General features: G+C 61.1%; 19 protein-coding genes and 1 tRNA gene. 11 read left to right on the top strand and 9 right to left on the bottom strand.

Annotation, left to right across the window (positions count from 1 at the left end):
• The first annotated feature begins 1 nt into the window (after window position 1).
• Window positions 2–892, top strand: a complete 891-nt coding sequence (locus tag R1W00_RS13145; RefSeq protein WP_317263210.1) for an EamA family transporter — start codon at window positions 2–4, stop codon at window positions 890–892.
• 35 nt (window positions 893–927) lie between these two features.
• On the opposite strand, the gene R1W00_RS13140 is transcribed toward R1W00_RS13145, so the two are convergent.
• The 8 genes from R1W00_RS13140 to leuC all read right to left on the bottom strand — a co-directional run bounded on the left by R1W00_RS13140 (window position 928) and on the right by leuC (window position 7,803).
• A tRNA-Pro gene (locus R1W00_RS13140) sits at window positions 928–1,004 on the bottom strand.
• Window positions 1,005–1,059: 55 nt separating this feature from the next.
• Complete coding sequence (locus R1W00_RS13135) at window positions 1,060–2,016, bottom strand: DMT family transporter (protein ID WP_317263209.1); 957 nt, start codon at window positions 2,014–2,016, stop codon at window positions 1,060–1,062.
• Between the two features lie 149 nt (window positions 2,017–2,165).
• Entirely contained in the window at window positions 2,166–3,272 is a 1,107-nt protein-coding gene (leuB, locus tag R1W00_RS13130) for a 3-isopropylmalate dehydrogenase (protein ID WP_317263208.1), read from the bottom strand.
• 73 nt (window positions 3,273–3,345) lie between these two features.
• A complete protein-coding gene (locus R1W00_RS13125) occupies window positions 3,346–4,353 on the bottom strand; it encodes an endonuclease/exonuclease/phosphatase family protein (protein ID WP_317263207.1) in 1,008 nt (335 codons plus the stop codon).
• Window positions 4,354–4,367: 14 nt separating this feature from the next.
• A complete protein-coding gene (locus R1W00_RS13120) occupies window positions 4,368–5,186 on the bottom strand; it encodes a hypothetical protein (protein WP_317263206.1) in 819 nt (272 codons plus the stop codon).
• Between the two features lie 305 nt (window positions 5,187–5,491).
• Window positions 5,492–6,097, bottom strand: a complete 606-nt coding sequence (gene leuD / locus R1W00_RS13115) for a 3-isopropylmalate dehydratase small subunit (protein ID WP_317263205.1) — start codon at window positions 6,095–6,097, stop codon at window positions 5,492–5,494.
• A gap of 25 nt (window positions 6,098–6,122) precedes the next feature.
• Window positions 6,123–6,383, bottom strand: a complete 261-nt coding sequence (locus R1W00_RS13110; RefSeq protein ID WP_317263204.1) for a hypothetical protein — start codon at window positions 6,381–6,383, stop codon at window positions 6,123–6,125.
• A 10-nt stretch (window positions 6,384–6,393) separates the two neighbouring features.
• Window positions 6,394–7,803 carry a 3-isopropylmalate dehydratase large subunit gene (gene leuC, locus R1W00_RS13105; RefSeq protein ID WP_317263203.1) on the bottom strand — a complete coding sequence of 470 codons (1,410 nt, stop codon included), beginning with the start codon at window positions 7,801–7,803 and terminating at the stop codon, window positions 6,394–6,396.
• A gap of 245 nt (window positions 7,804–8,048) precedes the next feature.
• Here leuC and R1W00_RS13100 point away from each other — a divergent pair, with 245 nt between their 5' ends.
• The 9 genes from R1W00_RS13100 to R1W00_RS13060 all read left to right on the top strand — a co-directional run bounded on the left by R1W00_RS13100 (window position 8,049) and on the right by R1W00_RS13060 (window position 16,769).
• Complete coding sequence (locus tag R1W00_RS13100) at window positions 8,049–9,374, top strand: mechanosensitive ion channel family protein (RefSeq protein ID WP_317263202.1); 1,326 nt, start codon at window positions 8,049–8,051, stop codon at window positions 9,372–9,374.
• Between the two features lie 127 nt (window positions 9,375–9,501).
• Window positions 9,502–9,870 (top strand): ribosome silencing factor, encoded by a 369-nt coding sequence (gene rsfS, locus R1W00_RS13095; RefSeq protein ID WP_317263201.1) that lies wholly within the window; start codon window positions 9,502–9,504, stop codon window positions 9,868–9,870.
• Window positions 9,870–10,340 (top strand): 23S rRNA (pseudouridine(1915)-N(3))-methyltransferase RlmH, encoded by a 471-nt coding sequence (rlmH, locus tag R1W00_RS13090; RefSeq protein WP_317263200.1) that lies wholly within the window; start codon window positions 9,870–9,872, stop codon window positions 10,338–10,340. Before rsfS ends, rlmH begins: the two co-directional genes overlap by 1 nt.
• Window positions 10,341–10,409: 69 nt before the next feature.
• Window positions 10,410–11,930: a 2,3-bisphosphoglycerate-independent phosphoglycerate mutase gene (gene gpmI / locus R1W00_RS13085; RefSeq protein WP_317263199.1), complete on the top strand. Its 1,521-nt coding sequence runs from the start codon at window positions 10,410–10,412 to the stop codon at window positions 11,928–11,930.
• On the top strand, window positions 11,927–13,063 hold the full coding sequence (locus R1W00_RS13080; protein WP_317263198.1) for a murein hydrolase activator EnvC family protein: 1,137 nt from the start codon (window positions 11,927–11,929) through the stop codon (window positions 13,061–13,063). The genes gpmI and R1W00_RS13080 overlap by 4 nt, the downstream gene beginning before the upstream one ends.
• Window positions 13,064–13,068: 5 nt before the next feature.
• A complete protein-coding gene (locus R1W00_RS13075) occupies window positions 13,069–14,403 on the top strand; it encodes a S41 family peptidase (RefSeq protein WP_317263197.1) in 1,335 nt (444 codons plus the stop codon).
• A 12-nt stretch (window positions 14,404–14,415) separates the two neighbouring features.
• Entirely contained in the window at window positions 14,416–14,904 is a 489-nt protein-coding gene (locus R1W00_RS13070; RefSeq protein ID WP_317263196.1) for an RNA pyrophosphohydrolase, read from the top strand.
• Window positions 14,901–15,398 (top strand): hypothetical protein, encoded by a 498-nt coding sequence (locus R1W00_RS13065; RefSeq protein WP_317263195.1) that lies wholly within the window; start codon window positions 14,901–14,903, stop codon window positions 15,396–15,398. The genes R1W00_RS13070 and R1W00_RS13065 overlap by 4 nt, the downstream gene beginning before the upstream one ends.
• Before the next feature lie 87 nt (window positions 15,399–15,485).
• Entirely contained in the window at window positions 15,486–16,769 is a 1,284-nt protein-coding gene (locus R1W00_RS13060) for an FAD-dependent oxidoreductase (protein WP_317263194.1), read from the top strand.
• On the opposite strand, the gene R1W00_RS13055 is transcribed toward R1W00_RS13060, so the two are convergent.
• Window positions 16,764–17,303, bottom strand: a complete 540-nt coding sequence (locus R1W00_RS13055; protein ID WP_317263193.1) for a winged helix DNA-binding protein — start codon at window positions 17,301–17,303, stop codon at window positions 16,764–16,766. The two genes, R1W00_RS13060 and R1W00_RS13055, sit on opposite strands and share 6 nt — an antisense overlap.
• 144 nt (window positions 17,304–17,447) lie before the next feature.
• Here R1W00_RS13055 and R1W00_RS13050 point away from each other — a divergent pair, with 144 nt between their 5' ends.
• A complete protein-coding gene (locus R1W00_RS13050; RefSeq protein ID WP_317263192.1) occupies window positions 17,448–20,348 on the top strand; it encodes an error-prone DNA polymerase in 2,901 nt (966 codons plus the stop codon).
• Window positions 20,349–20,371 lie beyond the last annotated feature (23 nt).

The raw sequence follows: 20,371 nt of genomic DNA, 5'->3' as shown, positions 1-20,371 counted from the left end.
CATGTCCGCGCGTCACATCGTGTTGGCCCTGTCGGTCGTGGCGATCTGGGGGTTCAACTTTGTGGTTATTCAGGTGGGCTTGCGGGAATTTCCGCCCATATTGCTGACCGTTTTGCGGTTCGTTCTGGTGGTGGTTCCGGCGGTGTTCCTGTTGCCGCGTCCACGGGTGCCGGTGCGGTTGCTGATCCTGTACGGGCTGTTCATGTTCACGCTGCAATTCGCGTTTCTGTTTGGCGGCATGTACCTTGGCGTGCCGGCCGGTCTGGCGTCGCTGGTGTTGCAGTTTCAGGTGCTGGTCACGGTCGTGCTGTCGGTTCTGGTGCTGGGCGAGGCGATCCGCCCCTATAAGGTCGCGGGGATCCTGATCGCGCTGGCGGGGCTTGGGATTGTCGCGTTGAATACGGGCGGCACGGGCGCGATTGTCGGGTTTGCCTTGGTGATCTGTGGCGCAATCAGTTGGGGCATTGCCAATCTGGTGTCCAAGCGGATCTGGCCGGTCAACGTCCTGTCCCTTGTGGTTTGGGGCGGTCTGGTACCGCCGGTGCCCTTGTTGGCGGTGTCCTTGGCGGTTGAGGGGCCAGCACGCATCGCCATCGCCCTGTCGGATGTGTCGTGGATCGGCGTGGGGGCGATTGCCTATATCGTCTATCCAACGACGTTTTATGGCTTTTCCGTCTGGAGCAAGCTGCTGAACACCTATCCGGCCAGCACGGTCGCGCCCTTTGCCTTGCTGGTGCCGGTGTTCGGCATGGCCTTTGCGGCGACTGTTTTGGGCGAACCGATGCAGGGTTGGAAACTGATCGCGTCGGCGCTGGTTCTGATCGGGGTCGGGATCAACGTTCTGGGGCCCACGATCATCCGTCGGTGGTCGAGCGCACATGGGGCCGCCTAAAACAAACAAAGGCGCCGGTGGGCGCCTTGTTTATTTGGTCGGAGTGAGAGGATTCGAACCTCCGGCCCCTGCCTCCCGAAGACAGTGCTCTACCAGGCTGAGCTACACTCCGACCGAATGGGGGCGGATTACAGTGCCCTGCAGGGTTTTGCAAGAGGCCATTTCCCCTATTTCTTGCGCTTGTTCATCCGTCGCAGATAGGCGCCAACCCGTGGAGCCGTGCCCGTTTCCGGACGCGAGCGTGTGCGCAGAACCGGCGTGTTCTCCGAGGCATCCGAATTGCCCTCGCGGAACAGGATGTAGAGACCACTTGCGATAATGATGGCCGCGCCGATCATCGTGGCGGAGTCCACGCTCTCCCCGAAAAAGAACCAGCCATACAGAGACGCCCACAGAATCTGGGAATACTGCATCGGGGCGACCACGACGGCCTCGCCGACCTTATAGGCGAAAATCATGCACAACATAGCAATCAGGGCCATTGCGGCAATCGCGCCAAGGCCTGCCAAATGCATCCCCGGCATCGGTTCATAGATGAACGGCAGCCACGCCCCCATAATCACAAAGTTCGCCAGCATCGGATACAGCAACAGAACGATGCTGCGTTCCTCATGGCCGATTTTGCGCACGATGATAGACGCAATCGCACTGCTAAACGCGGCGACAAGGGCGGCGAGATGCCCAAGGCCCAGTTCCGTTTCTCCAGGGCGCAGCACGACCATAACGCCCATCAGACCCACGATCACGGCGGCCCAGCGGCGCAGACGCACGGTTTCACCCAGAATCGGAATCGACAGCACGGTGATCAACAAAGGCGTCGCAAAGATGATCGCGTAGGTTTGCGCCAGCGGTAGCTTGGAAAAGGCATAGAAGGCAGACAGGCCAGTGATGCAAACCGCCACCGTGCGAATCCATGTCCACAAGGGGCGGCGCGGCTTGAGGCTCTCGCCCGATGAATCGCGGATTAGCATGACCGTGGTCAGGGGAAAGCCCAACAGCACGCTAAAAAACAGGATCTGGGCGGGTTGATAGGATGCGCCGAGGACCTTGATGATCACGTCGTGCAGGGAATAGACGGCAAACCCCATCAACGCGAGAATAGCCCCTTTTGCATTTGACCCCATCATACGGTCACCTTTGTCGTTATCGCAAACAGTTCAAAATTATTGGCACGCGAATGGTTCCGTTGCCAAGACGGTTCGCGCCCATATACGGAAAGAACCGGGCGAGAGGTCGCCCGGTTCCATAAAAAGTTCAGAAATGTGGATGCGCCTTACAGGCTGGCGTCCAGTGCGGCGATCACGGCATCGCCCATTTCGCTGGTCGAGACGGGGGTCTCGCCCTCGGCCTGCAACAGGTCCGCGGTGCGAACGCCATCGGCCAGAACCTTTTCGATCGCGGCCTCAAGGCGGTCTGCCTCGGTGCCCTGATCAAAGCTATAGCGCAGCGCCATTGCAAAGCTGAGGATACAGGCGATCGGGTTCGCCTTGCCCTGGCCCGCGATGTCGGGGGCCGAGCCGTGGACCGGTTCGTACATCGCCTTGGGACGGCCATTGGCCATCGGTGCGCCAAGGCTGGCCGAGGGCAACATGCCCAAGCTACCGGTCAGCATCGCCGCCGCATCCGACAACAGGTCGCCGAACAGGTTGTCGGTCACGATGACGTCGAACTGTTTGGGCCAGCGGCACAGCTGCATCGCGCCTGCATCGGCGTACATATGCGACAGTTCCACGTCGGCGTATTCTTCGTCGTGAACCTTTTGAACCACTTCGCGCCACAGAATACCCGATTCCATGACGTTGGCCTTTTCCATCGAGCACACCTTGTTGTTGCGGCGACGGGCCAGTTCAAAGGCCGAGCGCGCAACGCGTTCGATTTCACTCTCGGTGTAGCGCTGGGTGTTGATGCCGACGCGTTCATTGCCTTCTTCGAAGATGCCGCGCGGCTCACCGAAATAGATGCCGCTGGTCAGTTCGCGCACGATCATGATGTCCAGACCGGCAACCACGTCCTTTTTCAGGGACGAGAAATCCGCCAGCGCGTCAAAGCATTGTGCGGGGCGCAGGTTGGAGTAGAGATCCATTTCCTTGCGCAGGCGCAGCAGGCCGCGCTCGGGCTTTACCGAAAAGTCCAGATTGTCGTACTGCGGACCACCCACAGCGCCCAGCAGAACCGCGTCCACCTCTTGCGCTTTGGCCATGGTTTCGTCGGTCAGGGGGGTGCCGTGCGCGTCATAGGCACAGCCACCGACCAGATCTTCGCTGACGTCGATTTTCAGGTCGCGCTTGTCACCGAACCAGTCGATGATCTTGCGAACTTCGGCCATGACTTCGGGGCCAATACCGTCGCCGGGAAGGATAAGAAGGGAAGGGTTGCTCATCGGTCAGATATCCTTTGTCCAAGGGTTGCCTTCGCCTATCCGCTTGGCCCCATATGGTCAAGGTATCTGCGGTTTAACGGGGCATTTCGACGTCCAGCCAGACCAGATTGTGACGCGATGCGCGCGCGACCGTGTCGGCCCATTCGGGATCGGCGGGGCGAAACACACCGCCGTCTGTGACGCGCAGGTCGGGCGCGGGCAGGACATAATCGACCCGCATCAACCCGACACCGATTTCGCGCCAATCCGCGGTATAGGTCGCCCCGTCCGCGCCGGTTTGCACTGGATCGGTGAACAGACCGCCCGACAGGGTCGCCGTCATCGCGTGGCTTTGGCCATCGCCACGATCGGGATCAAGGTTTGCATCGCCCGCCAGAACATAGCGCCCCGTTGGCGGCACGAACGGCAGGTCCCCGTTCAGATAGCGGGTCCAGAACAACAGCTCATCCTTATTGCGGCGGCCATTGCGGTCCTCGGGACCATCAAAAACCGGCGGGGTGCCGTGGTAGGTCAACAGATGCAGAGGGCCGTCCGGCGTGTCGATGGTCAGGTCCCAATGCGACACGCTGCTCAATCTTTGGATCGCCTGCACCGCGGCGGACGGAAAGGGCGTGCCATCGGGGTGCGTCGGCAAATCCGCATCGGGCAGGTCAGCCCACAAGAATTCGGTGAAATCGACAAAGGACGTGATGGGATAGCGCGACAGGACGACCATGCCGCCCTCACCCGTAAAGCGCCCGTATCCTTGGGCGTCGCCCGCATTGTCGGTGTAGCCATTGCCGGTGTGATCCAACCCCGTGCGGAGCCCCGCGTTGGGCGGGCGCGTGAATACATGTGGCATGTCGTGGCTGGCGTCAGACAGGGCCGTGCGCAACTCCGCCGCCGCGACCCCGCCGTAATCGTAATCAATCCCCTGCAGCACAATCACATCCGGCGCCACATGGGCGATCACGGACAAAACGGCGGCGACTTGGGGATCTTTGCCGTCGCGCAAATCACGGATCAACAGGCCGGGCGCGCGACGGGACAGTTCGATGTTATAGGTGGCGATGCGGATCGGCTCGGCCCACGCCGCGCCCATCCACGCCCACAGGATCAGACAGGCTGTAGCCCAGTATCGGCGATGAACGCCTCGGTCTGGCGGCGCTGTTCGCAGATCAGATGCGCGATGCGTTGCACCGCGATGCCGCGCATGAACAGGCTTGCTGGCAATAGGGCCCATGCGGTCACCGTCCAGATCAGGGTATGCGAGTTCTCAAACGTCAGCGTGTCGACCATGCTGGTCAGGAGTGTCACGCCCGCCGGAAACAGGAATGGCAGCAAGAAGCCTAACAAAAGGTTAACGCGCGCCGCCCGTTGCAAGCGCTCCACCACATCCCCGCCCGTGGTCGGGTCAAAGGTCGGCAGGTTCACCCACACGTTAAAGTTCCCGTTGCGCAGCGGCCAGTTATAGAGGCGCAGCACGATGGAAAACGCGGCAATCGACGCGATCGAGACCACATAGGCCAGACCGGCGGCCGAGCGTGTGATGTTCACCGTCTGACCGGGCGTGTCATCGGGCAGCATCAACAAAAACAGGTGCACGGGGCTATAGGGGAAGTCCATCACATGCCCCATCAGCATGCCAACCGCCGCGACAAAGCTATTGGGGACGTTCGGATCAATCTGCGACCGGCAAACAACGGACACCAGAAACACCGAAATGAACATCGCACCAAAGCGGATGCGGTTGAACGGCGGGGCGTCGCGGAATTCGATCAGGCCGGGATAGGTGGCGGTGTATTCAAAGATCACCAGACCCGCCGCCAGAATAGCGGCCAGCGCAACGACCTGTGCCACGTCCGACGACACCGTCGGCAACAGCAAGGACGGCGTTGCAATCAGCAACACGACCAGAAATGCGCGCGCAATCACGCCTGTCGCATGTGAAATCACTGCCTTCGTTCCCCAACCCGGACTGACCTGGTGCATTGCCAAGTCCTTGTTCCATTTGGTGTTCCGCAAATTATGGCGCGGCGCCTCAATCTTGCCCAATTTTTGCCTACTTTCACAATGTTCAGCAACAACTTGTTAAATAAGACAAAAGCTTTCGGGCAATTTCGTGGAGAAAGTGTCGCGACTTTACATCAAAAAGTTATCAAAAAAGCGCCCTCCGTATGGGAGGGCGCTAGATTTTGTATACTTTTGACTAGGTGGCCCAAGGGGCCGCCTTAATCTGGTCACACCCAGGGGCGCGCCTGTGCTGCGGCACCTTCAAAGGTGGTGATCGACGATTCCTTCTCCATCGTCAGACCGATGTCATCCAGACCGTTCAGCAGGCAGTGCTTTTTGAACGCGTCGACCTCGAACGGGAATTCCTCGCCGTCCGAGCTGGTGATGATCTGGTTTTCCAGATCGACGGTCATGCGGGCGTTTGCCCCCTTTTCGGCGTCCTTCATCAGGGCGTCGACCTGTTCCTGCGGCAAGACAATCGGCAACATCCCGTTTTTGAACGAGTTGTTATAGAAGATGTCCGCGAAGGAGGTCGAGATGATGACCTTGATGCCGAAATCGGCCAGAGCCCACGGCGCGTGTTCACGCGACGAGCCGCAGCCAAAGTTATCACCGGCAACGAGGATCGAGGCCTCACGGTACTGCGGTTTGTTCAGGACGAAATCGGGGATTTCGTTGCCCTGACGGTCATAGCGCATCTCGTCAAACAGGTTCACACCCAGACCGGACCGTTTGATCGTCTTCAAGAAGATCTTGGGGATGATCATGTCCGTGTCGATGTTGACCAGCGGCATGGGGGCAGCGATGCCCGTGACTGTTTCAAACTTTTCCATATTCAGTTTGCCTTTCTGTCCGGCATCAAGCGCACGTTGCGGTAAAGGTGACGGTTCCGGTCGGCTGGACTTGCTCGACGTAGCTGCCGAGTGCGCGGCTGGAGCATTCAGCGACGAGGTAATTTTGGACCTCGTCTTTGGTCCAATCCGTGCCATAGGCACCGACAAGCGCACCGTCTTTTTGTTCAAAGGTGAACTTGTTCGACGCAAAGTCCGCGGTGGTGCTGCCGCAGGCCGCAACGGCCAACAGCGCACCAAAGGAAACGATTTGGATCGTCTTTTTCATCATCAGATCCTTACATCAACTCACGAACATCGGTCAGGTGACCGGTGATGGCTGCGGCGGCGGCCATCGCAGGCGAAACAAGGTGCGTACGACCCTTATAGCCCTGACGACCCTCAAAGTTGCGGTTCGAGGTCGAGGCACAGCGCTCACCCTCCGCCAACTGGTCGGGGTTCATTGCCAGACACATGGAACAACCGGCCATGCGCCACTCAAAACCGGCCTCTTTAAAGATGTCGGCAAGACCTTCTTCTTCGGCCTGTGCACGGACCAGACCCGAACCGGGTACGACCATGGCGCGCATGCCGTCCTTGACCTTTTTGCCCTTCAGGATTTCCGCAGCAGCGCGCAGATCCTCGATCCGGCCGTTGGTGCAGGAGCCGATGAACACGGTGTCGATTGCGATGTCGGTCAGTTTCTGACCGGCGGTCAGACCCATGTATTCGATCGAACGCTTGGCCGCCTCGACCTTGCCGCCTTTGAAATCCTCGGGTGCGGGAACGACGCCGGAAATCGGCAGAACGTCCTCGGGCGAGGTGCCCCAGGTTACGACGGGCTCGATCTCTTCGCCTTTCAGGGTGACGACCTTGTCGAAATGCGCACCTTCGTCGGTGAACAGTGTTTTCCACCACGCCAGAGCCGCCTCGAACTGGGCGCCTTTGGGGGCGTGGGGACGGCCCTTGACGTATTCATAGGTGGTTTCGTCCGGTGCGATCAGACCAGCGCGCGCGCCGCCCTCAATCGCCATGTTGCAGACGGTCATGCGGCCTTCCATCGACAGATCGCGGATCGCTTCGCCGCAATATTCGATGACATAGCCGGTGCCGCCACCGGTGCCGGTCGCGCCGATCACGGCCAGAGTGATGTCCTTGGCGGTCACACCCGGGCGCAGTTTGCCGGTGATCTCGACCTTCATGTTTTTGGACTTTTTCTGGATCAGGGTCTGGGTGGCCAGAACATGTTCCACCTCGGAGGTGCCGATCCCGTGGGCCAGCGCGCCGAACGCACCGTGCGTTGCGGTGTGGCTGTCGCCGCAGACAACGGTCATGCCGGGCAGGGTCCAGCCCTGTTCGGGTCCAACGATATGCACAATGCCCTGACGCACGTCAGTCACCGGATAATAGTTGATGCCGAATTCCTTGGCGTTCTTGTCCAGCGCGGCCACCTGAATGCGGCTGTCTTCGGTCATGGTTTCCGGATCGGCGCGGTCCAGCGTGGTCGGCACGTTGTGGTCCGGCACAGCGATGGTTTTTTCCGGCGCGCGCACCTTGCGGCCTGCCATACGCAGACCTTCAAAGGCTTGGGGGCTGGTGACTTCGTGCACAAGGTGGCGGTCGATGTACAGCAAGCAGGTGCCATCATCGGCTTGGTCTACCACATGGGCGTCCCAGATTTTGTCATAGAGTGTCTTCGGGGCGGTCATATCGGTCCTCTCCCGCGGGTGTTTCAGGTACTAGGAAGTGAAATGGAAAAAGAGGGCACTGCCTTATAGGCGTGCCAGAACCGTCAGCGTCGCGCCAAAGAACCGCCAAGGTAGGCGGGCGCGGTCGTCCATGTCGAAAATCCGTTTCATGCGCGTTCAGATACTCTTTTGAACTGAGTCTCGCAAGAGGTGGCGCTTGCCATAGGGGGGACCTCGCCCCATCATCAAAGGCGAGAGGGGACATCATGGAAGCAGACGCCGCAAGCCTATTGAACCAGATTGCACAGTTCGGTGCACAGGCCGTCGGGTTCGCCGAGAGCCTGCTGACACCCGGATGGCGGCAATATCAGGTGTTCATCATCATTGCCCTGCTGGCGCTGGCCCAAGGGGCGTCTTGGGTTCTGATGCCCCGCCTGCGCGATCAGATGCGCGAACTTGAGGGCTGGCCGAAATGGCGGTTGCGGGCGCTGTTGGTGCTGCACCGGCGCACGCGGTTGATCCTGTTCGTCATTCTGGCGTGGGGCACGACATGGATCATGCGTGAAACCACATGGCCCTCTCGCAGCTATCTGATCGGGGTGGTGGCGACATTGGCGACCGCGTGGTTGCTGGTCGGGCTGGCGGCGCGATTGGTGCGCAACCCGTTCCTGCGCAAGGTGGTGACATGGGTCCTGTGGGCCTATGCGACGATCTATATCCTTGGACTGTCGGGGGATGTGTCGGCGTTTCTGGATGATATCGCGGTCACGTTTGGCAGTTTCCGCATCTCGGCCCTGATCGTGTTCAAGGCGCTGTTCGTGACCGGTGTCTTGCTGACGCTGGCGCGGGTGACGTCGCAAACCACGGCGTCGCGGTTGCGGGGGAACGACGACATTTCCCCATCCATGCAGGTTCTGGTCATCAAGATCGTGCAAACGATTCTCTATGGGTCTGCGTTCTTTATCGGGCTCAAGGCGGTTGGGTTCGACCTGACCGGTCTGGCGGTTCTGTCGGGTGCGATTGGTGTTGGCCTGGGCTTTGGTCTGCAAAAGGTGGTGTCGAACCTTGTGTCTGGCGTGATCATCCTGCTGGACAAGTCGATCAAGCCCGGCGACGTGATTTCCCTTGGCGATACGTTCGGGTGGATCAACGCCCTTGGCGCACGGTACGTGTCCGTGGTCACGCGGGACGGCAAGGAATACCTGATTCCGAATGAAGACCTGATCACCAATCAGGTGGTGAATTGGTCCCACACCAATGATTTCGTGCGTTTGGACATCTTTTTTGGCACCTCTTATCACGATGATCCGCACAAGGTTCGGGAACTGGCGGTGGCCGCTGCGGCGGGTGTGGGGCGTGTCCTGAAGGATCGCGCGCCGGTCTGTCATATCGTCGGTTTTGGCGATAGTTCGGTGGATTATATCCTGCGGTTCTGGATTTCTGACCCGTCTGCGGGCCTGACCAACGTCAAGGGCGCGGTCTATCTGGGCCTGTGGGATAGCTTTCAGGAACATGGCATTTCCATCCCCTTCCCACAGCGCGAAGTCACCTTGTTGAACACATCCCAACAGGCGAACGATACGGTTGGTTGAGATTCCCCGCGTGCGGTGCTATTTTTGAGGTATCCAGCGCCGGGGATATCGGCGTTTATCTTAGGAGGACCATGTCCTGTCTCATCAAGCGGATGCGGCACCCAGCAATGCCGCAGCGGGCGCCCCAATGACGACGCCGCCCATCGAAGCCACCAGCGAACTGCTTTTGGCCGAAATCATCGAGTCCCTGAACGACGACAAAGCCGAGGAAATCGTGCAGATCGATCTGCGCGGCAAATCGGCTATGGCGGACCATATGGTCGTGTGTTCGGGCCGTTCTTCGCGTCAGGTTGGCGCGATTTCGGAAAAGCTGGCCGATCGTCTGAAACAAAAGTTCGGACGGCACTGCAAGGTCGAGGGCAAGGGTCAGGGCGATTGGGTTCTGATCGACGCGGGTGACGTGATTGTCCACGTGTTCCGTCCCGAAGTGCGCGAGTTCTACCAGATCGAAAAGATGTGGCTGCCGGTTGGCGGGGCCGCACCGACACAGAACTGATGCGTGTACACATCTGCGCGGTGGGTCGGTTGCGTACCGGCCCCGAGCGCGATTTGATTGATGACTACCTGAAACGGTTCGACCGGACGGGGCGGGCACTTGGGCTTGGGCCTGTGCAAATCCATGAGGTCGAGGATAAAAAAGGCGGCGGAATGGCCGCCGAGGCCGCGCTTTTGGATCGGGTGATCCCCAAGGGCGCGATGATCTGTACCATGGACGAGCGCGGCAAACTGATAACGTCGCCCGATTTTGCCCAGACCATGGGCCGGTGGCGCGATGGTGGATGTTCGGATTTGGCGTTCATCATTGGCGGTGCAGACGGGATTGACCCCGAATTGCGGGCCCGCGCGGATTTCTCGTTGTCCTTTGGCAAAATGGTCTGGCCGCATATGTTGGTGCGCGTGATGCTGTCAGAACAGCTCTATCGGGCGGCATCCATCCTGTCGGGATCGCCCTATCACCGCGCCTAGGTAAAACGGCGGTTGTCCAATCGCGCGGCGGGTCCTAGAAACAGGGCAACGATCCAAGAGGGAAGCGCGATGTCGACAGTCAAACCCGTAGTTCTGTGTATTCTGGATGGGTGGGGCAAACGCCTTGAGACCGGCGCGAACGCGCCCGCGCTGGCCCAAACGCCGAACTTTGACCGGATCATGGGTGACTGTCCCAATGCCGAGTTGATCACCCATGGTCCCGATGTGGGACTGCCCACCGGTCAAATGGGCAATTCCGAGGTTGGCCACACCAATATCGGCGCGGGCCGCGTTGTGGCGATGGATCTGGGCCAGATCGATCTCGCTATCGAAGACGGCAGTTTTTTCCAGAACGATGCGATTTTGAGTTTCATTGCCAAGGTGAAAGACAAAGGGGGTCGCGCCCACCTGATGGGGGTGATTTCGGATGGCGGGGTGCATGGGCATCTGAACCATGTTCTGGCCGCGGCGAAGATGATCACCGATGCAGGCGTGCCGGTGGTGATCCACGCCATCACCGACGGGCGCGATGTGGCGCCGAAATCGGCGGATGCGTTCATGGCCGAGTTCGTGTCCAAGTTGCCCGAGGGGGCGGTGATTGAATCGGTCATCGGGCGTTATTACGCGATGGATCGTGACAACCGGTGGGAACGCGTTAGCCTTGCCTATCACGCCATGGTCAATGGCATGGGAGAAGAGTGCACCTCGGCCGAGCAGGCGGTTGAGGCGGCCTATGCACGCGGTGAAACGGACGAGTTCATCCTGCCCAGCGTCATCAACGATCCGGCGGGGATCAAGGATGGCGACGGTGTGTTCTGTTTGAACTTCCGCGCCGACCGTGCGCGCGAGATTCTGCGTGCCATTGGTGAGCCGGGGTTTGCGGATTTCGAAACCGGCACGCGGCCCAACCTGTCGGCACTGTTGGGGATGGTGGAATATTCCGAGGGTCACAACGGGTACATGACCACCGCCTATCCGAAGCGGTCGATCGTCAACACGCTGGGCGAATGGGTGGCGAAACAGGGGCTGCGTCAGTTCCGTTTGGCCGAGACCGAGAAATACCCGCATGTGACGTTTTTCCTGAACGGCGGTAAAGAGACCCCCGAAGAGGGTGAGGATCGCCATATGGCCCCGTCGCCCAAGGTCGCGACCTATGATCTGCAGCCCGAGATGAGCGCGCCAGAGGTGACCGAGAATTTCGTCAAGGCGATCAAGGGCGGCTATGACCTGATCGTGGTGAATTACGCGAACCCCGATATGGTCGGGCATACCGGTGATCTGGACGCCGCGATCAAAGCCTGTGAGGCGGTGGATAGCGGTTTGGGTGAGGCCCTGAACGCGCTGGCCGAGGTGGGGGGCGCGATGATTGTGACCGCCGATCACGGGAATTGCGAAACCATGGTCGATCCCGAAACCGGTGGGCCGCATACCGCGCATACGCTGAACCTTGTACCGGTTGTGATGGTGGGCGGACCTGCGGGCGCGATGTTGAAAAACGGGCGTCTGTCGGATCTGGCGCCGACGGTTCTGGCCCTGATGGGGCTGGAGCAGCCCGAGGAAATGACAGGGCAGAGCCTGATCCAATCATGATCAAACGACTGGGGATGATCGTGGGCTGTTGGCTGGTGGCGGTGCTGCCGGTTATGGCGCAGGTCGACCCGGTCTCAACGGCACGTCGCGCCGCGCAACAGTTGGACCGTGCGGGCATCGCGTTGCAGGATGCCGAGGGCGCGCGGGATCGCGTGGCCGCCCTGACCCAAACCGTTCAGGCCTATGAGGAGGGCCTGATCGCGCTGCGTGAGGGTCTGCGCCGTGCTGCCATCCGCGAACAGGTTCTAGTGCGCGAACTGGACCTGAAACGCGAACGGATCATGCAGATGGTGGGGGTTCTGGGATCGATCCAAGGGTCCCCCGAGACGTTTTTGTTGCTGCACCCGTCGGGGCCGTTGGGGACCGTTCGATCCGGTATGATGCTGGGCGATGTGACGCCCGCCTTGCAGGCCGAGGCGAACCAGATCGCGGCGACCCTGTCCGAGGTGACGGTCCTGCGCCAGTTGCAAGAGGACGCCAAGGACACCCTATTGACCGGCCTAACCGGTGCACAGGCCGCCCGCACCGCCCTAAGCCAAGCGATTTCTGATCGCACGGACCTGCCGGAACGCTATGCCGCCGATCCCGAGAAGCTGTTGGAGTTGCTAGAGAGCACGGACACGCTTGAAGGGTTTGCCAGCGGTCTATCGGGCCTGACCGATCAGGATGTTCTGCCCCCCGCCAGCCGGTTTGAGGACCTTCAGGGCCAATTGCCATGGCCGGTGCAGGGCACGTTGTTGCGCGCCATGAACGAGGCCGACGCCGCCGGTGTCGCGCGTCCGGGGTGGTTGATCGCGACGGGGCCGCAGGCCTTGGTCACGACACCGACGGCGGCCACGGTGCGCTATGCGGGGCCATTGTTGGATTTCGGTCAGGTGATGATCATTGAACCGGCCGGTGATACGTTGGTCGTTCTGGGTGGTCTGGATCAGATCTTTGCCGAGGCGGGTGAGGTTCTGTCGGCGGGCGCGCCTTTGGGCCTGATGGGTGGGCAAGTCGACCAAACCAACGTGTTTTTGAGCGCCGCGGCACAGGGAACGGGTGCAGAACGGCCCGAAACGCTCTATATGGAAATTAGACGGAACAATACGCCGGTGGATCCCGCCGTGTGGTTCAGGACGAAAAAGGAATGACCTGCATGAAAAAGTTCGTAATGGCCGCTTTGGGGGGCACCTTGGCCGGTGCAGTTGTGACAACGCAATTCGCGGGTCCGCTGCTGGCGCAACAGGCGGCACCGGAGAGCACGGTTTATGAACAGCTGGACCTGTTTGGCGACATCTTTGAACGCATCCGTGCGCAATATGTCGAAGAGGTCGACAGCGCCGAATTGATCGAGGCCGCGATCAACGGGATGCTGACCTCGCTTGATCCGCACAGCAGCTATTTGCCGCCGCAGGATTTCGACGACATGCAGGTGCAGACGCGCGGTGAATTCGGCGGTCTGGGGATTGAGGTCACGCAGGAAGAGGGCTTTGTCAAAGTTGTCTCGCCGATTGATGGCACGCCTGCCGATCTGGCCGGTATCGCGGCGGGCGATTTCATCACCCATGTCGATGGCGAAAGCGTCCTTGGCCTGAACCTTGATGAGGCGGTCGAGTTGATGCGCGGCCCCGTCGGGTCGGAAATCATCATCACCGTGGTGCGCGAAGGTGCGGAAGAACCGTTCGATGTCACCATCGTGCGCGATACGATCAAACTGACGGCTGTGCGCTCGCGTCTGGTTGGCAACACCGCCGTTTTGCGCGTCACCACGTTCAACGATCAGACCTACCCGAACCTTGAGGCGGAACTGGAAAAATCGATTGAGGAACTGGGCGGGATCGACAACCTGAACGGCGTTGTTCTGGACCTGCGCAACAACCCCGGTGGTTTGTTGAACCAAGCGATTGCCGTGTCCGATGCCTTCCTTGATGCCGGTGAGATCGTGTCCACCCGTGGTCGTGACCCGCAGGACAGTGGCCGGTTCAACGCGAACGAGGGCGATTTGATTGACGGCAAGCCACTGGTCGTGCTGATCAATGGCGGTTCGGCCTCGGCGTCAGAAATCGTCGCCGGTGCGTTGCAGGATCACCGCCGCGCAATCGTTGTCGGCACCAAGAGTTTCGGCAAGGGCTCGGTCCAGACGGTGATGCCGCTGGCCGGAAACGGCGCGATGCGCCTGACCACGGCGCGCTATTACACGCCGTCGGGTCGCTCGATCCAAGCGCTGGGCGTGTCGCCCGATATCGTCGTACAACAGCCCCTGCGCCTGCCTGGTGAGGACGCGGAAGAGACCGAAGCCCGCACCACGCGGTCCGAGGCCGATCTGCGCGGCAGCCTGTCCAACGATTCGATGACCGAGGATGAGCGCCTGCAGGCCCAAGAGGAACAGCGCAAGGCCGAAGAGGCCGCCCAACTGCGCGAAGAGGACTATCAACTGGCCTATGCGGTCGACATCCTGAAAGGTCTGTCCGCGCTGGGCAGTGGCAACTAAGGAACGGCGTTCATGTCCGACACGTCCAAGACCGATCTGCCCTATCGTCCCTGCGTTGGCGTCATGCTGATGAACGCGGATGGCAAGGTGTTCGTGGGTCAACGCAAGGATAGCGATGTCGCCGCGTGGCAAATGCCCCAAGGCGGCATCGACGATGGCGAAGACCCCAAAACCGCCGCCCTGCGCGAACTGTGGGAAGAGACCGGCGTGACCGCCGACCTGGTCACGGTTGAGGAGCAGACGAGCGATTGGCTGACCTATGATCTGCCGCCTGAATTGGTCGGCAAGGTCTGGAAAGGGCGCTATCGCGGCCAGAAACAGCAATGGTTCCGGATGCGGTTCAACGGCTGCGACGATCAGATCAATATCGACACCGATCATCCCGAGTTTTCGGAATGGACGTGGTTGGCCCCTGATCAACTGGTCGCGAATATCGTCCCGTTCAAACGCGAGGTCTACGCGCAGGTCGTGGCCCAACTGACCCCCGAGGCGGGCCAATGATCCGGCGGGCCGTGGCGCTTGCGACGGCCTGCTTTGCCGCCCTGACCGGCCCTGCGCACGCGCTCAGCTGTATGCGCCCCAGCCCGGTCAACAGCTTTGTCGAATTCAACTCCCGCGACGACACCTATGTGATGCTCTATGGCGCGTTGTCCTTTGATGGCGACGCCATGCCGCCGCACACCGAAACCGCCGACGGGATGTCGCGTGCGGATGTCACATTCACCGCGCGGTTTGACGGGATGGGCGCAGCGATGGACGGGTTCACCGTGCCGGTCGATGCTGACATCACGGTCACCGAAACCTGTCTCGGCATCTGGTGCGCGCGCGTCCCCGCCGATCAACCGGTTCTGATTTTTGCGGCGCGCTCCCCCGACGGCACCCTGTCTGTGTCCGAAGGACCATGCGCCTTTGCCGTGCTACCCCATGTGGCCGAGGCGCAGTTGGATCAGGCGATTGCCTGCATGAATGGCGCCGCGTGTGAGGCCGAATATTGATCGCACCCTGCGCTGCAATTCCCGCTTGAACATCGCGCAAAATCGGCCAAGCCTGCGTCACACAACCCTCTGGCAAGGCACGGATAAATGGGCGAACGGATTTATTGGCAGGACGGCGTGCCCTTGGCGCCAATCGCGGCGGGTGACGTCCCCGATACGGTCGATATCGCCATCATCGGCGCGGGGTTTACGGGCCTGTCCGCCGGTATCCACCTTGCCCGCGCGGGGCATTCCGTCGCGATTTTTGAGGCCGCACAGGCCGGCGCGGGGGGATCGTCGCGCTGTGGCGGTATGATCGGGCCCAGCTTTCATAAATTGGGGCTGGCCGGTCTGGCCGCGCAATATGGCCAAGAGCGCGCGCATGATATTCAGGCCGAGGGCCTGCGCGCCCTGTCCATGTTCACCGACTTTGTGCGGGCCGAAGGGATTGATTGCGATCTGACCATGTGCGGACGGTTTCGCGGCATGGCCACGCCCGCCGATTATGACGCCACGGCGGCAGAGGCTGCGCGCCTGCGCGATGCGATCGGGTTGGAATTTCACATGATCCCTCAGTCCGAGCAGCACCGTGAAATCGGATCGGACCGGTATTATGGCGGCATCCTCTACCCCAACGACGGTGCGATCCAGCCGCATAAGTTGATCCAAGGTCTGGTCGACCGGTTCATCGCCGCTGGCGGGCAAGTGTTTGAGGGCACGCCGGTCACGGACCTTTCGCGCGTGGGCGGGGCGGTGACCCTGCGCCACCCGAACGGGACCTGCCGCGCGGGGCAGGTGTTGGTCGCCACGAACGCCTATAGCGACGCCGCCACGGCCCAGATGCGCGACCGTGTGATCCCCATTCGGGTCAGCGCGATTGCCACCGCACCGATGGATTTGAACGCCGTTCAATCCATGTCCCCGTCGGGCCGCATCTTTGGGGAGACCAAGCGCGTGTTCCTGTGGTATCGCCCCACGCCGGATGGCACGCGCATGATTTTTGGCGGGCGGACAACGGGCCGGACGGGGCGCACGGACATCTGCGCGCGACAGCTGATGGCGCAGGCGCGCGACATCTTTCCCGACCTGCCCGATGAAACGCCCGACTTTATCTGGCGCGGGCAGGTGGCCCATACGTTGGATCACGCGCCGCATCTGGGGCAAATCGACGGCCTTTGGTATGCGGGGGGCTATGGCGGGTCGGGGATCACGCGGTCGGTGTTCTTTGGGCGTCAGGTCGCGCGCCGGATGCTGGGCCAACGGGGCGGCGAAACCGCCTTTGACGATCTGCCGTTCAACCCCGTGCCGATGCGCGCCTTTGCCCCGCTGGCCGCGCGGATCGCGACACGGTGGTACGCGTTTCAGGACCGTCTGGACGCCGCGCGTCTATAGCGACGCAGCCGAACGCGACGCCTGATCATACAGGCCCGAGATATTGCGCAGCGCGCGGGCGATATGGCTGATCTCGTCAAAATCGCGCCCATTCGCGCTTGCCGCGTCCAACAGACACGCCTGCCGGATTTTACCGTATTCGATGCACACATCCTGACCGGTCTGCGTGGTGGAATAAAAGATTTCCTTGCCGATCTTGCGCCCCTCGATCAGCTCGGCCTTGACTAGCTTTTTGATCGCATAATTGACCGTGTGCGTGTCCTCGATGTTCAAAACGAACGCCACATCCGACAGTCGCTTTTCCTTGGCGCGGTGGTTGATGTGGTGCAGCACCAGAATGTCCAAGGGGTTGAAATCGTTATACCCGACCGCCTTCATGCAATGCGTCATCCAGCGTTGAAACGCGTGAAACGTCATCGTCATCGCGTATTCCAGCTCGCTTAGCTGCCAGCCATCGCCGGTCACGGGTGCCAGATGGGCCGAGGACACGATGGCCGTGTCTTGGGTCGATTTCGGGGCGGGAGTGTCAGTCACGATCTGCTCTTTCCTTGGGTGTCCCATGTTTACAGATTGTCGACGAAATCCTCAAGAAATGTGCGTGTTCACCGGCGAATTCCCGATGATCTTGACAGAATCAGGTGGGGTAGGCGATCAAAGGTATCGAACAAAAGGTGAACAATGGGTGATTATGCCGAACTGTCCGCCCTGTCCAATTTCACGTTTCTGACCGGCGGCTCCCACCCCGAGGAATACATGCACCGCGCGGCACTGTTGGGGATCAGGGCGATTGCAATTGCCGACCACAATTCCGTGGCGGGGATCGTGCGTGCCTTTGCGGCGGCGCGCGATATCGCGCATCAGGTCGAGGTGCGCAAACAGGCTGACCGCAACCCGATTGGCCCACCCCGTCCCGCGCATATCCCGCGCCCACCCTCGGCCCCGATCTACCACGTGCCGCGCCTGATCGCGGGAACGCGGATCGTGCTAGAGGACGGGTTTTCGGTGACGATGCTGCCGCGTGATCGTGCGGCATGGGGGCGGTTGTCGCGGCTGATCACACTGGGCCGACGCCGCGCGGATAAGGGCGAGTGTCACCTCCATTTCGATGACCTGATGGAATGGGCCGATGGGGCCGAGCTTTTGATCCAACCCCTGCGCACCACCGGCGAAACGGCGATCTGCGGCGCGGGCTTGTGGACGTCACGGGCGCAACGGTTGGCGCGCCGCTTTGGCGATCACGTGTCTCTCTTGCTGACCCCGCTCTATGACGGACGCGACCCGTCCCGCTTTGCCCATCTGAACGCGCTGGCCCGCAAGCTCACCCTCCCCACCGTCGCCTCGGGTGCACCGGTGATCCACACCGCGCAACGTCGCCACCTGCGCGACGTGATGATTGCGATCCGCACCGGCAAACGGATCGAAGAACTGGGCCGCGACGCCCTCACCAATGCCGAGCACCGTTTGCGCAGCCCCACCGAAATCGCCACCCTGTTCGCGGGATATGAGGACGCCATCGCCCGCACCCTGCTGATCGCGGATCGCTGCACCTTTGAACTCGATATGCTGCGCTATGAATACCCGTCCGAAATCGCGGGGGGTGAGGGGCCGGATGACCGCCTGACCCGCCTTGCCCGCGCGGGTCTGCGTGCCCGCTATCCAAACGGCGTGCCCGAAAAATCGCGCACCATGCTGGACCATGAACTGACCCTTATCCGCAAGCTCGGCTATGCGCCCTATTTCCTGACCGTGCACGACCTCGTCGAATTCGCCCGCAGCCGCAACATCCTGTGCCAAGGGCGCGGTTCGGCGGCAAACTCGGTCGTGTGCTATGCTCTTGGGGTTACGTCCGTCTCACCCGAGGTCGGCACGATGGTGTTCGAACGGTTCGTCTCCGAGGCCCGCGACGAACCACCCGACATCGACGTGGATTTCGAACACGAACGCCGCGAAGAGGTCATCCAATACATCTACGACCGCTATGGTCGCCACCGCGCGGGCCTCTGCGCCACGGTGATCCATTACCGCGGCAAACGTGCCATCCGCGAGGTCGGCCGCGCCATGGGCCTGTCCGAGGATATCCTTGCCGCCATGGCCTCCCAAATCTGGAGCTGGGGCAGCCTCGGCCAGATGTCCGCCACGCGCCTGCGCGAAATCGGTCTTGATCCGACCGACACCCGCCTCTTGCGCGCCCTGCGTCTGATCGACGAAATCCAAGGCTTCCCAAGACATCTAAGCCAACACGTGGGCGGTTTTGTCATCACCGAGGGCCGCCTCGACGAACTGGTCCCGATTGAAAACGCCGCGATGGACGGACGCACCGTGATCTGCTGGGACAAGGACGACATCGACACGCTGGGCATACTCAAGGTCGACGTGCTGGCCCTCGGGATGCTGACCTGTATCCGCAAGGCCTTCGACCTGATCGGCCAACATCTGGGCCATACGGTGACGCTCGATCGCCTCCCGCCCGAGGATCCGGCGGTCTACGACATGCTCTGCCGCGCCGATAGCCTTGGCGTGTTTCAGGTCGAAAGCCGCGCGCAAATGAACTTCCTCCCCCGCATGCGCCCGCGCAGCTTCTATGACCTCGTCATTCAGGTCGCGATCATCCGCCCCGGCCCTATTCAGGGCGACATGGTCCACCCCTATCTGCGTCGCCGCAACGGTGAGGAACATGTGCACTTCCCCTCGGACGACCTTGGCCGCGTGCTGGGCAAAACCCTTGGCGTGCCCCTGTTTCAGGAACAGGCGATGCAGATCGCCATCACCGGCGCAGGCTTTTCTCCCGATGAGGCCGACCGCCTGCGCCGCTCTCTCGCGACCTTCAAAAAGCACGGCAACGTCAGCACCTTTCGCACCCGTTTCCTGCGCGGCATGGCGCAAAACGGATATGACCGTGACTTTGCTGAACGCTGTTTCTCCCAGATCGAAGGCTTCGGCAGCTACGGCTTCCCCGAAAGCCACGCCGCCAGTTTCGCCCTCTTGGTCTATGCAAGCGCATGGCTCAAATGCCGCCACCCGGGGATCTTCGCCTGCGCCTTGCTGAACGCGCAACCGATGGGGTTCTACGCGCCCTCCCAGATCATCCGCGACGCCCGCGAACACGGGGTCGAGGTACGCCCGCTCTGCATCAACCGCTCTTATTGGGACAATACGATGGAACCGGATGATCAGGGTGGCCTCGCCCTGCGCCTCGGCTTTCGCCAGATCACGCGCCTCCCACAGGATGAGGCCGAATGGATCACCGCCACCCGCGCCAACGGCTTTCACTCGGTCGATGACGTCTGGCGTCGCGCGGGCCTGTCGTCGCGCCTGCTGACCCTATTGGCCGAAGCGGACGCATTCCACGGCCTTGGCCTGACCCGTCGTCAGGCGCTCTGGCAGGCCCGCGCCCTGACCGCTCCAAAACCCCTGCCACTCTTTGCCGCCGACCTCGACGGCGAGGGCATCGTTGAACCAACCGTCACCCTGCCCGAAATGACCGAGGGCGAAGAGATCGTCGAGGATTACGCCGCAATGCGCCTCACGCTACGCCGCCACCCTCTCGCCCTTCTCCGCCCGCTTCTAAACGCGGCTTAGCCTCTTCATCTTGGCAAAAATAC

It is taken from the genome of Rhodovulum sp. FJ3 (assembly GCF_032918305.1).
GTDB lineage: Bacteria > Pseudomonadota > Alphaproteobacteria > Rhodobacterales > Rhodobacteraceae > SAT37.
The sequence above is the reverse complement of the archived record's forward strand: the minus strand, read 5'-3'. Positions and strand labels throughout refer to the sequence as shown.